Origin of the sequence: Mesorhizobium sp. M6A.T.Cr.TU.014.01.1.1, from assembly GCF_004022765.1 — a bacterium.
In the GTDB taxonomy this organism is placed as follows: Bacteria; Pseudomonadota; Alphaproteobacteria; order Rhizobiales; family Rhizobiaceae; genus Mesorhizobium; species Mesorhizobium mediterraneum.
In genome coordinates, this window is the sequence record NZ_RZPG01000017.1 from 144,411 (window position 1) to 158,822 (window position 14,412).

Below are 14,412 nucleotides of genomic sequence, written 5' to 3' on the forward strand. Positions count from 1 at the left end.
CGGGCTGTTCGATGTTTCTCCTGCGCCCAAACCATGATCCCTGAAAAATGGAAACCGGTTTTCGGAAAAGATCATGGTCTCGTCGGCGTCAAATGGCAGCAAACCGGAGAAGCTGATGATACGACGGGCTCTCATCGGAATTGCCGCCCTTGGGCTGGGCGGAGTGCTCACAGTCGCGATGGTCGACCGAAATGGGCTGGGTTCGGCGACAGCGGCCGACTCGATCGAGCACGGTCGATACCTGGTGAAAATTGGCGGCTGTAACGACTGCCACACGCCAGGGTACTTGGAGAAGGCCGGCAACGCCCCCGAGGATCGATGGCTGATCGGCGGCTCTCTCGGCTTCAATGGGCCGTGGGGCACGACTTATCCAACCAATCTTCGCTACCTTTTGCGCACCATGGACGAGGACGACTGGGTACAGTTAGCGCGTACAATCGAGACGCGCCCCCCTATGCCGTGGTTCAACCTGCGTGCCATGACCGAGGCCGACCTGCGCGCCATACACCGATATGTGCTTTCGCTGCCGGCAGACGATACGCCGGTTCCAGACTATGTGCCGCCCGATCGTCCGCCGAAGACACCGCACATTGTGTTCGTACCGCAGGCTCCGAAGTCATAGGCGCATCCTAAGGCCCGGCGGAGGGTTCTCCGCCTCTGCGGTACGTCAGACACGGCCGCGTGTTTCAGTCGTAACGCAATTCCCGATTCCGGAAATCACCTTGTAGCACTGATCTCCGATCGTGACGGTCCAGCTCAGGCGGCCATATGGCAGCCGAGGGCCAGATAATCGGGAGTCAAATCCAGATAAATCGATCATGGAGTCAAATGATGTACAATCTGCTTGCCGAACACGCGCCGAAGATCGATCGCGATCAGAGCACCACGGATCCGCGTCCCTATGCCTTGGGTTACACGGAGGGTGAATTCAAGCGCCTGGAGCTGCAGGGAGCGCTCATTCACGACCTTACGGAGCATGTCCTGCGCAGCGCGGGGATAGGACCAGGCATGCGCGTGCTCGACATCGGCTGCGGCGTCGGCGACGTCTCCTTGCTGGCCGGGAAGCTGGTCGGACCGACCGGAAGGGTGCTCGGCGTCGATCGCTCGGCAGAGGCTGTAGACATTGCCGAGCGGCGCGCCACCGAATCCGGCCAGTGTTACTGGACACGCTTCACTGTGGGCGAGCTTGATAAATTCTCGCCCGACGAGACCTTCGATGCGGTGATCGGCAGGCTGGTCCTGATGTATCTGCCCGACCCGGCTGCAACCCTGCGCAGGCTTGCCGGGTTTCTTCGGCCGGGTGGCCTCATCGCCTTCCAGGAAATGGCGATGCCGCTCGCCCGCAGTTTTCCAGAGGCGCCGCTGTTCAGCAAATGCCGCGGCTGGATCATCGAGACGATCGAGCGGGCGGGTTTCGAGGTCGACATGGGTGGCAGGCTGCCCATGGTTTTCGCCGGCGCAGGGCTGCCTGCGCCGCAGCTGAATTCCGCCGGCCTCGCCGGCAGCGGGCCTGACTCGCCGATCTACGACTATATCGCGGGCACCTTGCGTAGCCTGCTGCCGATGGCCGAGGCCGTCGGTGCCGCGACCGCTGCCGAAATGAAGGTCGACACGCTCGCCGAGCGACTGCGCAACGAGGCTGTCGAACAGCAGATGTGCATCATGCTGCCGCCCTTTGTCGGCGCATGGACAAATACGCCGGGATAACGAACCAAAGAGAGATATCGGATGCTCGACACTGCCATCAGCGAGCGCGCGGCGCATCTCGTCGACCCTCGCAATGTCGAGACGCTCGACGTGCTGGGCCCTGTGGTCCAGTTTCTTACAGCGCCGCGCGACGGCGAGCCTTGCGTCATGCGCGGCACCATCCCGCCGGGTGTTACCGTGCCGCTGCACAGCCACGCCGACCCGGAGACCTTCATCCAGATTTCCGGCGAGATCGAAGGGCTTTCGCAGTCGCCGAAAGGCTTCGTCTGGGTATCGATCCGGCCGGGCGACATTTTCCATGTGCCGGGCGGGGCGAAGCACGCCTTTCGAAACCTGTCGACTGAGGCGGCCGTGATGATCCTCGTCAGCACGTCAAGGATAGGCCGGTTCTTCCGGGAAGTCGGAAAGCCGACCGCCGGGGAAAGCAGGCATTCGGATCCTCCCTCAGCCGAAGCGGTCCAGCATTTCCTGAAGACTGCCGCGGCATACGGCTACTGGAACGCGACGCCGGAAGAGAATGCGAGTGTAGGTCTTTCACTGACGTGATTTGAACAGCATCGGCAAAGCCCTCTCCACGGCAGTACGAGGAGTCGCTGGGTCGGGGTGGGTCCGATCTACCGAAGCGGTGAATTGCTGCTCCGCGGCCTGGCGGGCTCGGCGGATCACGGACCTGATTCGAGGAAAGCCCGGGCAAACCCGGGTTGCGCCGCTTCTATCGTTCCATCGGGTAGCTTCAAAAGCCGGTCGATTGCGATGCCATAGAGCCGCAGCCGGTCGTCGAGCAGCCGCGCCGCTTCGTCGATATTGCCCTGCTCGGCCTTCAGCAAGGCGCGGTGCATCACATCCCGAAAGATCAGCCGCAGCTGCAAAAACATCTCGGCAAAAGCTTCCGGGTCGGGCACGTCGAAGATGCCTTCCTCGCTCCCTTTCCCGAGCAGGTCGGTGATTATCGGCATGGCCAATTCCCTGGCCGCCTGGTCGACCCGATGGAAGAGGGCAAGGTTCTCGGGCCGGAACAGGACGAAAAATGTCTTGCGCAATTGCGGGGCAAGCTCGACGTTCAGCCGCCGCGAACCGGCAAAGAGCGCATTAAGCCGGCCAAGCCCATCGAGTGAGGGATCGTTGAGCACGGGTTGCAGCTCGGTGAAACTGTCGCGCGCCAGACGTGTGGCGAGCGCCTCTAGCAGAGCCTCTTTCGATGCGAAATAGTGGTAGAACGCGCCCTTCGACAGGCCGGCCTCGCGGATGATGTCGTTCACCGTCGTGCTGTCGTAGCCTTGCTCGAAGAACAGCCGCTGGGCACAGTCGAGGAGTTCGGCGGATCGTATCTCCGGCGGCTTTATCACTCGGGGCAAAATCGACCTCGCAAAGTACAGGTTGGGGCAAGAGGAGCACGAACCGTATCTTTATGCAACTTTTATAGACCGACGGTCGGTCTAGTGCTATGTCTGCTATCGCCCTACGTTCGGATTCGATGATGGAGGGAGAGTTTCTTGCGACGGCTACGCTGGACTGTTGGCATCGTTTTTGTCGCGGCGGCTGCCGCTGTCGGCGCTTGGTATCTGTGGCAGCCGGCCAAGGTTTCGGTCGTGACGCCACAACGCGGCGACGCGGCGGAAATCGTTTACGCGAGTGGCTCCGTCGAGCCGCAAACCTGGGCCAAGGTCACTCCCGTGGTCCGCGAGAGGATCGTCGAGCAATGTAATTGCGAGGGGTCGAGGGTTGCACAAGGCGACGTGCTCGCCAAGCTCGACGACAGCGAAGCCCGGGCCGTGCTTGGCGAGCTCGAAGCGCGCCAGGCGCTTGCCCAGGAAGAGCTTCGGCGGCTGACGGTGCTTGCTGAAAGGCGTGCGGCGAGCCAGCAGGCGCTCGATCGTGCGCAGAGCGAGCTCGGCCAGATCGAGGCGCTGGTTGCCGGACAGAAAGCGCGACTCGACACCTACGTCTTACGTGCGCCGAGCGCCGGTGTCGTGCTCAGGCAGGACGGCGAGGTGGGTGAAGTCGCCGAGCTCGGCACGGTGTTGTTCTGGGTCGGCGAGCCCAAGCCACTCCTGGTGGTCGCCGAGGTCAACGAGGAGGACATACCCCGGGTCGAGGTCGGCCAGCGCGCGCTGCTTAAATCCGATGCGTTTCTCAGGCAGAACCTGGAAGCGGTGGTCGACAGCATCACGCCCAAGGGCGATCCGGTGACGAAGACCTATCGCGTCCGTTTCCGCCTGCCGGACGACACGCCGCTTCGTATAGGCATGTCGACCGACGTGAACATCGTCATCCGCGTTGCGAAAAATGCCCTGTTGATCCCGTCCGCTGCGATGGATGGGAACAAGGTGTTCGTAGTCGAAGGCGACAAGGCCTCGCGGCGTGAAATCCGAACGGGCATTCGCGGCACCAATGGCGTCGAGGTTCTGTCGGGTGCCGACGGGAAGGTTGGTGTCGACGAGAAGGCTCGCGTCATCTCGCCCTATCCCGCCGATCTGGCCGATGGAGGGCGCGTAAGCATCACCGCCGCTCAGGAGAGATAAAGCTACGATGCCGCTCATCTTCGACATCGCCATCACGCATATCGCCGGCCGCGGTCGCCAGACGCTGGTTGCCGTGATCGGCGTTGCGGTCGGTGTCGGATTCTCCATCGCCATGGCGGCGCTGATGCAGGGCGGGCAGGACGATTTCGTCAGGCAGCTCGTCGACACGATGCCGCATGTCGACATCACCGACGAGCAGCGCACCGCTCGCCGACAGCCAGCCGAGGATGCCTTCGCGACAGTTGCGATCTCCGGGCTCAGGCCGCGCGACGATCGCCGCGGCATCATCAATCCGACCGCCGCAACCTCCTGGCTCGAGAGCTGGCTTCCCGGCCGGTTCGCGGCAAGCCTCAAAGCGCAAGGGGTGATCCGCTATTCCAGCCGCGAAGTGGGCGCGGCGATCATTGGGATCGAACCGGAGCGCGAGTCCGGCGTGTCGCCGATCGTCGGAGACTTCGTCGAAGGCAGCTTTTCGGCACTTGCCGCGGGCGGCAATAACGTGCTCATCGGCGACACGATGGCGAGCCGACTCGGCGCCGGGTTCGGCGACACGATAACGGCGGTCTCCTCCGAGGGGCTGACGCGCAACTTCAAGATCGCTGGCCTGTTCCACACCGGCACCACCGCGCGCGACGAAGGTGAGGCCTATGTGCTGCTGAAGAACGCGCAGATCCTCTCCGCGCGGCCGAACGCCATCAACGAGATCCGCATCAAGCTCGACGATCCCAACCGCGCTCCGGCGGTGGCGCACCGTGCCGAGGCCGAACTGGGCTACAAAGCCGTGGCGTGGCAGGAGGCGAATGAATCGATCCTCGAAGCGCTCGTCGTGCGCAACGTCATCATGTACACCGTCGTCGGCGCGATCATGCTGGTCGCTGGCTTCGGCATCTACAACATCATCTCCACGATCACGCATGAGAAGGCGCGCGATATCGCCATCATGAAATCGCTTGGCTTCCCGGAGTCCGACATGCGCCGGCTCTTTCTGCTGGAAGGCGTGGCGATCGGCGCTGCCGGCTCCGTGCTCGGCGCGCTGCTCGGCTTCTCCATGACCTATGCGCTGTCGCTGGTGCGCTTCGAGATCGCCGCGACCGGCCAGGAGATGACCCGGCTACCGATCGCCTGGAGCTTGATGCACTACGTCATCGCGTCGGCTTTCGCGCTGGGCTCGGCGGCAGTGGCCGGCTACCTGCCGGCGCGCCGTGCGGCGCGCCTGAACCCCGTCGAGATCATCAGAGGCGCGTCATGAGCGCACTCATCGAGGCCGAGAAACTGACGCGCGTGTTGCCTGAGACGGTTCCCGTCACGCTGGTCAAGGACATCACGCTCGCGATCGACGAGAGAGAATTCGTCGCCGTCACCGGTCCCTCCGGCTCCGGCAAATCCTCATTGCTCTATCTGCTCGGGCTGCTCGACCGGCCGACCGCTGGGACGTTGAGGATAGGCGGCCGCGACACCGAGCCGATGAATGAAAGGGAGCGCGCGCGGACCAGGCTTTCGATGCTGGGCTTCGTGTTCCAGTTTCATTTTCTGCTGCCGGAGTTCACGGCGCGCGAAAATGTCGAAATCCCAATGCGCAAGCTGGGCCGACTGGCGCGGCCTCAGATGCGCGAACGGGCAGGGGAGCTGCTTTCCTCCCTCGGGCTCAGCGAGCATCTCGACAAGCGGCCTGACCAGCTCTCGGGCGGCCAGCGTCAGCGCGTCGCGGTGGCACGCTCGCTCGCCAACGACCCGCCGCTTATCCTGGCCGATGAGCCGACAGGGAGCCTCGACAGCAAGAGCTCCGAGCAGGTCTTCGCAATCCTGGAGAATCTGGTGCGCGAGCGCGGCAAGACCGTCGTGGCGGTTACGCATGATCTCGACATGGCGGCGCGCATGGATCGCCGCATTCACATCGTGGACGGGAAGATCGGCTGATCAGCTTCTTCGGTTGCCGGGGCCGTGGGGCAGGGCGTTGATGCGATCGAGGGCATCTTTCCGACAGCTTCGGCGCCGGCGTCAGCGAAGGATCGTCACGACACTGCCTTTCTTGCCCGCTCGAATATGGGAATGACGTTGTTGTTGTTCGATGGTCGCTCGCCGTTACCCATCACCCGGTCGAGGTCGCCGCGCTTGCGAAGGCGGGCCGCATCCAGAAGCATGCTGCCGGCCCAGCGATAGACATTGTTGTCGCGGACCATCTCGCGCATGGGTCGCATGCGCTCGCGCTGTTCCTCCGGCGTCATGGTCAGCGCCTGCAGCAGCACCTCGCTCGTCATAGCCGTATCGTACGGATTGACGATCAATGCCTCCAGAAGCTCGCGCGAAGCGCCGGCAAAGGTGCTGAGCAACAACACACCCTGTTCGTCGTCGCGCGCTGCGACGAATTCCTTGGCCACCAAGTTCATGCCGTCATGCAGGCTGGTGACCATGCATATGTCGGCGGCGCGATAGATCTCGTAGACCTGTTCCTGCGCGTGATGTTTGTCTATCATCAGGACAGGACTGTAATCCTCGCTGCCGTAGCGCTGGTTGATCTCTTCGACATAGCGACGGCATTCATCATGGAGTTGCCTGTAAGCCGGGAGCGTGCCCCGGCTGGGTGCCGCGATCTGAAGCAGAACCAGTTTCCCGACCCATTCGGGATGTCTCGTGAACAATTCTTCCAGCGCCCGGAAACGGTCGAGAATGCCCTTCGTGTAGTCGAGACGCTCGACGCCGACGCACAGTTTGACATCCGCTTTCAGTCCGAACCTCTCGCGCAGGCGGGTGCGGCATTCTTCGACCTCGGGCAGTTTCGCCAAAAGTTCGGCCGGCCATTCTATGGAGATGGGATAGGCGTGCACCAGCGTCGTCTGTCCGCCGTAGGAGATCGCCGCATCGGCCCGCTCTATACGGCTTTCCAGGAAGCGATCGACGCTTTCGGCGAAATTATTGGCATGGAACTGGGTATGAAAGCCGATGATGGAGCTGCCGAGCAGGCCTTCCAGGACCCGTTCACGCCAAGGGCAGATGCTGTACACTTCCGGGTTGGGCCACGGGATATGCCAGAAAGTGATAACGATCGCCTCGGGCAGGCGCTCGCGGATCATGCGCGGCAAGAGCGCGAAATGGTAGTCCTGGACCAGCACAATCGGCCGCGCGTTGCGCGCTTCGGCAACCACCGTATCAGCGAACTTCCGGTTGACGGACTCATAGGCCTCCCAATCCGACGCGCGGAAAATCGGGCGGGTGAAGGCGATATGGCAAAGCGGCCACAGACCTTCATTGGCGAAGCCCAGATAGTAGCCCTTGTATTCTTCCTCTGTCAGCCAGACCCTGCGCAGCGCGTAGGACGGATTGCCAGGCGGCACCTCAACCCGGTCGTTCTTGTCGACCATGAGACGGTCCGCTGTTCCGCCGCCGTAGGCGATCCAGGTGCCGGCACAGGCGCGGGTGATCGGCTCGAGCGCGGAAACCAGCCCGCTGGCCGGTACCAAGAGCTCGACGCCATCATCCCCGATGTTGTGGATGTAGGGCTCGCGGTTGGATACCACGATCACCTGCGTTTCCGGCAGATCGTCGGCCAGAATCTTGCGCAAGGTGTCGGGTGACCATGTGATCAGCGCTGCATCGGCCGCGTGTCCGTTCTTTTCAAATTCTCGCAGCACTTTGCGAGCCGCTTCCGAAGCCACGTCCTCGCCTGAAGCGTATGCGACAGCTGGCGTGTGGCTGTGGCGTCGTTGGAATGCCGAGAATACCACGGCAACAGCGGAAAGGCCGAGGCTTGCAAGGATCAGAAGCAAGAGAGCCTCTATGCCATAGTCTGACATTGGAACAGCGTTTTCCCTTTGGCCGGTCGGTGGCCATTTTTCTTTGTTTTTCGAAGCCGGCCACTGGTGACATGCCGCTGTGCGCCGGCATGATTTGCAACGCACGGATGGGCCATCGGTTCCGGTAGTTGGAGCGAGGCGGCAATTCGATATGCAAAGCCAAACTAGGTCCGCACGATGAGCGGCACCAATCCCTCGTGCCGGTCGGCGAGATAGGCGACGACCCTGTCGCCGACGCGCTGAAATGTCAGATCCACCGCCCTTGCGCCAACGCCCAGATGCCTCAGCGTGAGCATGTCGATACCAATCGGCAGCCTGGGCCGGGTGACGTGGATTTCGCCCTTCCAGCCGTCGATCTCCAGGCCGAGACAGGCCTGCATCAGCATGAAGGCAGACCCGGCCGACCACGCCTGCGGCAAGCAGGCGACGGGATAGGCGATCGGCGCTTCGCCCGGCGCGCGGGTAAAACCGCAGAACAGTTCGGGCAACCGCATGTTGAAATGGACCGCCGATTCGAAGGTGCTGCTCATCAGCCGCACCACGCTTTCACGCTCGCCAAAGCGTGCCAGACCGGCGCCGCACATGGCGGTGTCATGTGGCCAGATCGAACCGTTGTGGTACGACATCGGGTTGAAGAACACAGCATCGTCGGCGAGCGTCCTCAGCCCCCAACCCGAATGGAAGGACGCCGAAAGCAGCTGGTCGGCGACCATCTGCGCCCGCATCGGCTCGGGGAGCCCGACATAGAGAAGATGCCCGACATTAGACGTCCGCACCTTGCAGGGCTCGCCGGCGCCGTCGATCGCCAAGGCATAGAAGCCGAGATCGTCCAGCCAGAAATGGCGTTCCACGGAGGTGCGCATCGCCTCGGCGCGGCTGTCCCAATGATCGGCCCTGTCGTCCTCGCCGCGGCGACGGGCGAGCGCCGCCAGCCCCCGGAACGCGGCAAAGACATAGCCTTGCACCTCCACCAGGGCGATCGGTCCCTTGGGTATTCGGCCATCTGCATGGAAGACGGAATCGATACTGTCCTTCCATCCCTGGTTGGTGAGGCCGGACGCGGCGGCACGCTGATAGGTAACGAAGCCGGTCGGCCGGCTTGCGTCCTCGGTCCATTCAGCCGCCGCGCAGAGCGACGGCCACAGGCTGTCGACAAACGCCATGTCTCCGGTGCGGTCCGCATAGGCGCAGGCGAGATGGATGTAGAGCGGCGTCGTGTCGACACCGCCATAGTAGCGGCCGAAGGGGAGCTCCCTCAGTGCCGCCATTTCACCTTTGCGGGTCTCGTGCATGATCTTGCCCGGCTGCGAATCGCTGAACGGCGATGTTTCCGTCGCCTGGTGCTGGGCAAGGAAGGCCAGCACGCCTCGCGCCAAGCCCGGGTTAAGCCACAGCATCTGCAACGCGGAGATCACGCCGTCGCGGCCGAACGCCGTCGAAAACCAAGGAATGCCCGCATAGGGGTAGGGTCCGGTCGTAAGCTCGGTGGTCAGCAGCGCCACATCCGCGCGGGCGCGCGCGACCCAATCGTTGAAGACGCGCCCGGAACTATGCACCGTGGCACCATGGCGGCGCTTGGCCCGCATGCCGAAGCGAGCCCGGGCCGCGGCGGCGCGGTAGCGATCGCGGTTCGGCGTTTCCGCGACCTCGGGACCAACCTCGACATACAGCACCTTGCTGCTGCGCCTCGTCACGGCAATCAGGAAATCCGCATGGTCGGCCGCCAGATGGTCCGGCGCCTGCGAGAACGATATCGCCGACATCCGCGCCAGCCCGTCCAATCCGTCGTAGCGAAGCAGGACGGAGGTCGCATCCGTTTCGGCAGCATGGGCCATGCCGCGCTTCAACCTTGTCGAGCCGCGCACTTCGAACATGTCGCGGAAATCGGCGGCAAAGTGCAGCGAAACGCGGATGGTGGAGTGTTCCTGGCTGTAATTGGAAAGGGTGATGCGTTCAAACAGCCGGTCCTGCCAAAGCAGGCGGACACGTTCGATATGGATCGCGCCCTGCGGAATGTCTCGGCCGCGGACGCTCTGCATCGGCAGATTGGTCAGGTTGGAGGTGAAGAGCACATTGTCCTGACTGAGCGACGCGCCGAGCAGCGACGTTTGACGGCCGCCGACTGTCAGCCGGAATTCGGAAAGCACTCGCGTGTCGTCACGGAAGAAACCGTCGCCGGCGCCGCGGATATCGCCGTAAGCGTCGGCCACGGCAAAACAATCGCCTTGCTTGAGGGCGAACAGCCGGTGCGGCTCCCGAGGTGCGGTGGCGTCCAAGGAGGCAAGTGCCACCGCGGGATCAAGCTTGCGCTCGTCGAGTTGGGTCATTCGCTACACATCTCTCTCGTTTCGCTCCGCGCCCCCGAGGTAACGCAGCTTAGGACGCTCTTGCTTCGGCCGAGGCACCGATCAGGCGCGCATAGGCGGAAACATAGTCGCGGGTCATTCTTTCGGCGGAAAACCGCCTTTCGAAGACAGCTCGCACCGCCCGCCTGTCGAGCCGTAGCATGCCGGGCACAGACGCGACCGCGTCCTCCATGGAATCCACGATAAAACCGGTCACTCCTTGATCGACGATCTCCGGCATGGCGCCGCAGTTCCAGGCGATCACCGGAGTGCCGCAGGCCATCGCCTCTATGACGGCGAGACCGAACGGCTCGGGCCAGTCGATCGGGAATATGAGGCCTGCTGCCTTGCCCAGGAACTCCGCCTTCTTGTCCTCCTCGATCTCGCCGACATAGTCGACACGGTCACCGTCGACCAGCGGCTCGACCATCTTGCGGAAATAGGCGCGGTCGTCATCGCCGATCTTTGCCGCAAGCTTCAGTTTCAGCCCCGAACGCAGCGCGATCTCGATGGCACGATCCGGACGTTTGTCGCGCGACATCCGGCCAAGGAAGGCGAGGTACGGCTTCCCTGGGCTCGTCTCGAAAACCGGTTCGTAGATCTCGGTCGGCAGCCCGTGGTGGATCGTCGCCAACCAGTTCGCGTTGGCGAGCCCCGTTCTTTGGCTACGGGAAACGGAGATCATCGGAAAGCGTGGAAAACGTTCATAGGCCGGCGCCAGATCGACATAGTCGAGCCTGCCATGCGGCGTCGTCACCGTCCGCTCGGGCATGTGCTCGAAGAAGGAAAGGTGCAGAAAATGGCTGAGGTGGAAGTGAATGATATCAAACTCTTGAGCCTGTTTCCTCACCTTGGAAAGCATCGAAAGATGCGCGGCTGTCTCGGATTTCAGCGGGCGCGGGTCAAGACGCAGCGCTCGCTCGCGACACGGTACCAATTTTGCCGACGTCCTTGTATCGCCACTGGCGAACAAGGTTACGTCATGGCCAAGCTCGACCAATCCTTCGGTCAGATAGGAGACAATGCGCTCCGTACCTCCATAGAGCCGAGGCGGCACGGATTCATGGAGCGGCGCCACATGGGCTATTCTCATAGTCTGGCGTTTCCCTCAAAGATCATCGCTGAAGTCGAAATGCATCAGCCCCCCGAACGTTCCCGCAACGGCAAGAAGTCGGGCGATGACTGGCGATTCATTCAGCTGGTCCGCAGCCATTTATCAAGGCCGTGGGCATTTTTGCCGGGAACCAATTGGCTGGCCGTGAATTTAACTAGGTTCGATCGAACGCATCGCGATCGACCGGGAGGAACAAATGGATCGCCTACAATTCTTTTCGCCTGTGCGGATTTCGCACGGGCAGGGACAGCCTGTGGAGGACATTGAGGGCGTTAATGAAGCGATGGCGTTTTTGCGGAAATGGCCGAGAGGACGGCGCGGGCCGGTGTATCAATGCGCGCTGAACTGCTGCGCTGCGGCTCTGGCAGGTCAGATGTCTGCCGAGGAAGCAAGAAAGGCTTTTGCGGGCTTTGCCCGGATCACCCGGTTGCTGGATGACGACATGACGCTGCCGATAGGCACCGAAAAGATGGACAGCGTATACTCGCCGAGGCGATAGACGCCCGCCCACTTTTCTTCGATCTAGCGCTGTGTCGGAGCTGGCGTTCCTGTCGGGACGCTATATCCACCTTCTAAATCGAATGCCGGCTTCATCGAATTCGCGCACCATTTGAGCTTCCAGGGCGCGCTTCTCCCGTCTCGCGGGATTCCTCAGTTTAAGAGAGTGGAATTCCACATAGGCGGCATATAGATCACGATGGGTCCCAGCCCTGATCAAATCATCAAGAATTTCGTACTCTGCCCCTTCGACATCGAGCTTGAGAACGATCACATCATACAGCTTACGCTTTGTCCGGATCATCTCTGAGAGCGAAAACGTTTCGACGAGGTCCGGCGCAAATCGCTGCGATTGATACAGGCTTCCGTTGTGGTCCAAGACTAGCGAGCAACTTTGGTGGGTGGCCTCCGACCGTTCTGGAGGGGGGCCAAACAATTCAGCGTAGCCATCTTTCACGCTTGCCGCCTTTGCGACAATCTCCATAGTCAAATTTTCTGCGCGCAAAGCATTAAGCTGAGCAAGGCAATTCTTGTTGGGTTCGATCAAAATGTAATCGTATCTATCGGGCGTGTAGTATGCAGAAAAGTATCTAAACCCTTGGCCTATATTTGAGCCGCAATCGATAAACAATCCGCGACTTCGCTTTGTCAAATTGAGATGGGACAATGCCTGCCTTGCATCAGACGCAACGCGAGGGCGAAGCCCTTGCGATCTAAGCGGCTCGGTCAGCGACAGGGCCGACAACTGGAGGAGTCGACCAGGTCCCTCGGTTCGTAAGACCTCTAAGGATTGCTTGATCTTTCCCATGACCCCTCATTGCCAATAGCACTGCCGGCTCCGTTGCGGCCTAGCATCCTCAGTTTTTAAGAACCCGCTTGCTGCTTTGCCCGCGGAACTGACGTCTACCGGACTCTCTCCAAGCTCAGACACGCATCGCCTTGTGCGGGAGAAGGGCAGGTCCACTCATCTTCAATTTCTAGCCATTGAGATATGAACTCTCATCCTACGAATGAATGACAGGCCATACACGTTTCGCCGAAACACTGCGCAACGAAACCAGCGCGGTTCCTTTGGCCTGCTGCTGGTTCAGGGGAACCGGCACTTTAAGCTAATCTTGCCGTTTCCTGGAGCTCCACGGGCTGAGGGTAGCCTGCTTTGCAAGACATGAGGGGAATCGACTATGCCGAAATGGCCTAGAATGGTTTTGGGGACGGTCCGCGCCAGAGCATCCACGCTCGCCAAAGAGACAGGCTTCAGGTGCAGTTTGTCCACCTGTCTCTGTTGGCGACCGCTGGCCCTCGCGCGATCTCGTTTCCCGCCAGCTCTTCAGGTCACAAAGAATGCGCCTGCCGTAACCGAGAGACCTGGAGAAAGGGTGGCGAACTGTGTTTGAGCTGCGCCGCCGATGCCGTCGCTGTCGAAGGAGAGCGCTCCAGTTGAACTGTTGTAGATAACATGGTCGGAGCTATCATCCGCGGCCTTACCCGCAAAGAAAGCGTCGGATGTGAGCGTGCCCAACTTGAGCCCGGCAAAAATCGCGTCGTCGAGGTGGATCTTATTCTGGGACGAATTGAAGTCGGTAATCCTGTCGACATTGCCGTTACCAAGGGCGCTATTGAAGAGGAAAATGTCGTTGCCGCCAAAGCCGCTCAACTTGTCGGCACCGCCGCCGCCGTTGATGACGTTGGCGCCGGCATTGCCCTGGATGGTTTGGGTCAACTCGTTGCCGGTCAGGTTGATTGCCGTGGTACCGGCGTCGTTCGTGGTGCCGAGGACTTCAATCGACGAGCCGGCTGAGAGCGCGTAGTCCACAGCGGTCCACACCCTGTCTTGACCCTGGCCAGAGGACTCGATCACCCTATCGCCGGCATGGTCGGCATAGTAATCGTCGTTGCCGCCAAAGCCGCTCAACTTATCGACACCGCCGCCGCCGTTGATGACGTTGGCGCCGGCATTGCCCTGGATGGTCTGGGCCAATTCGTTGCCGGTCAGGTTGATCGCCGTGGTGCCGCCGTCCTCAGTGGTGCCAAGGACTTCAATCGACGAACCGGCTGAGAGCGCATAATCCACAGCGGTCCACACCCTGTCTTGACCCTGCCCAGAGGACTCGACCACCTTGTCGCCGGCACTGTCGAGATAGTAATCATCATTGCCGCCATGGCCGGCCATTGTGTGGGCACCGGTTGCCCGAAGAACATCGGCTCCGCTGGTGCCGTCGAGTTTATCGGTAGTCGGAGGTGGGGTGTCGGTAGGAGGTGGGGTGTCGGTAGGAGGCGGGTTGTCGGTAGGAGGCGGGGTGTCGGTTGGAGGCGGGGTCGTGGTGCTGGTGTTGTGCTGCAGGAAAAAGGATTGCATCGACGGAGTGTTGCCAAGCGAGGTTTCGCCGTTCTGCGAGGCCCATTTATAGGCCATGTCAAAGGCAGGATTGGGAACC

General features: G+C 61.5%; 13 protein-coding genes. 7 read left to right on the forward strand and 6 right to left on the reverse strand.

Features of this window, described 5'->3' with window-relative positions; all coding sequences use genetic code 11:
- The first annotated feature begins 73 nt into the window (after positions 1-73).
- From EN885_RS20215 to EN885_RS20225, 3 genes are all read left to right on the forward strand, one after another.
- On the forward strand, positions 74-622 hold the full coding sequence (locus tag EN885_RS20215; protein ID WP_206616832.1) for a cytochrome c: 549 nt from the start codon (positions 74-76) through the stop codon (positions 620-622).
- Positions 623-828: 206 nt separating this feature from the next.
- Entirely contained in the window at positions 829-1,707 is an 879-nt protein-coding gene (locus tag EN885_RS20220; RefSeq protein WP_206616833.1) for a methyltransferase domain-containing protein, read from the forward strand.
- Positions 1,708-1,728: 21 nt separating this feature from the next.
- Positions 1,729-2,253, forward strand: coding sequence for a cupin domain-containing protein (locus EN885_RS20225; protein ID WP_128242586.1), 525 nt, complete (start codon positions 1,729-1,731; stop codon positions 2,251-2,253).
- Positions 2,254-2,369: 116 nt separating this feature from the next.
- Here the strand turns inward: EN885_RS20225 and EN885_RS20230 are convergent, their stop codons facing one another.
- Positions 2,370-3,053: a TetR/AcrR family transcriptional regulator gene (locus tag EN885_RS20230; RefSeq protein WP_245461348.1), complete on the reverse strand. Its 684-nt coding sequence runs from the start codon at positions 3,051-3,053 to the stop codon at positions 2,370-2,372.
- A gap of 174 nt (positions 3,054-3,227) precedes the next feature.
- Between EN885_RS20230 and EN885_RS20235 the strand changes: the two genes are divergently transcribed.
- The 3 genes from EN885_RS20235 to EN885_RS20245 are packed head-to-tail and all read left to right on the forward strand — an operon-like array spanning position 3,228 to position 6,146.
- Positions 3,228-4,229, forward strand: a complete 1,002-nt coding sequence (locus EN885_RS20235; protein WP_245329867.1) for an efflux RND transporter periplasmic adaptor subunit — start codon at positions 3,228-3,230, stop codon at positions 4,227-4,229.
- A 7-nt stretch (positions 4,230-4,236) separates the two neighbouring features.
- Positions 4,237-5,478: an ABC transporter permease gene (locus EN885_RS20240; protein WP_095485221.1), complete on the forward strand. Its 1,242-nt coding sequence runs from the start codon at positions 4,237-4,239 to the stop codon at positions 5,476-5,478.
- Complete coding sequence (locus EN885_RS20245) at positions 5,475-6,146, forward strand: ABC transporter ATP-binding protein (protein ID WP_126106501.1); 672 nt, start codon at positions 5,475-5,477, stop codon at positions 6,144-6,146. Before EN885_RS20240 ends, EN885_RS20245 begins: the two co-directional genes overlap by 4 nt.
- 95 nt (positions 6,147-6,241) lie before the next feature.
- Here EN885_RS20245 and EN885_RS20250 read toward each other — a convergent pair whose 3' ends face one another.
- The 3 genes from EN885_RS20250 to EN885_RS20260 all read right to left on the reverse strand — a co-directional run bounded on the left by EN885_RS20250 (position 6,242) and on the right by EN885_RS20260 (position 11,458).
- On the reverse strand, positions 6,242-8,020 hold the full coding sequence (locus EN885_RS20250; protein WP_128242587.1) for a trehalose-6-phosphate synthase: 1,779 nt from the start codon (positions 8,018-8,020) through the stop codon (positions 6,242-6,244).
- Positions 8,021-8,184: 164 nt separating this feature from the next.
- On the reverse strand, positions 8,185-10,347 hold the full coding sequence (locus tag EN885_RS20255; protein WP_095485218.1) for an amylo-alpha-1,6-glucosidase: 2,163 nt from the start codon (positions 10,345-10,347) through the stop codon (positions 8,185-8,187).
- 49 nt (positions 10,348-10,396) lie between these two features.
- Positions 10,397-11,458, reverse strand: a complete 1,062-nt coding sequence (locus tag EN885_RS20260; RefSeq protein ID WP_128242588.1) for a glycosyltransferase family 4 protein — start codon at positions 11,456-11,458, stop codon at positions 10,397-10,399.
- 217 nt (positions 11,459-11,675) lie between these two features.
- On the opposite strand from EN885_RS20260, the gene EN885_RS20265 reads away from it, so the two are divergent.
- Positions 11,676-11,978 (forward strand): DUF982 domain-containing protein, encoded by a 303-nt coding sequence (locus tag EN885_RS20265; RefSeq protein ID WP_128242589.1) that lies wholly within the window; start codon positions 11,676-11,678, stop codon positions 11,976-11,978.
- A 60-nt stretch (positions 11,979-12,038) separates the two neighbouring features.
- Here the strand turns inward: EN885_RS20265 and EN885_RS20270 are convergent, their stop codons facing one another.
- Together EN885_RS20270 and EN885_RS20275 are read right to left on the reverse strand one after the other, a co-directional pair.
- Entirely contained in the window at positions 12,039-12,785 is a 747-nt protein-coding gene (locus EN885_RS20270; RefSeq protein ID WP_128242590.1) for an FkbM family methyltransferase, read from the reverse strand.
- A 519-nt stretch (positions 12,786-13,304) separates the two neighbouring features.
- Positions 13,305-14,412: calcium-binding protein (locus EN885_RS20275; RefSeq protein ID WP_164897885.1), on the reverse strand; the 1,108-nt coding region annotated here is incomplete at its 5' end.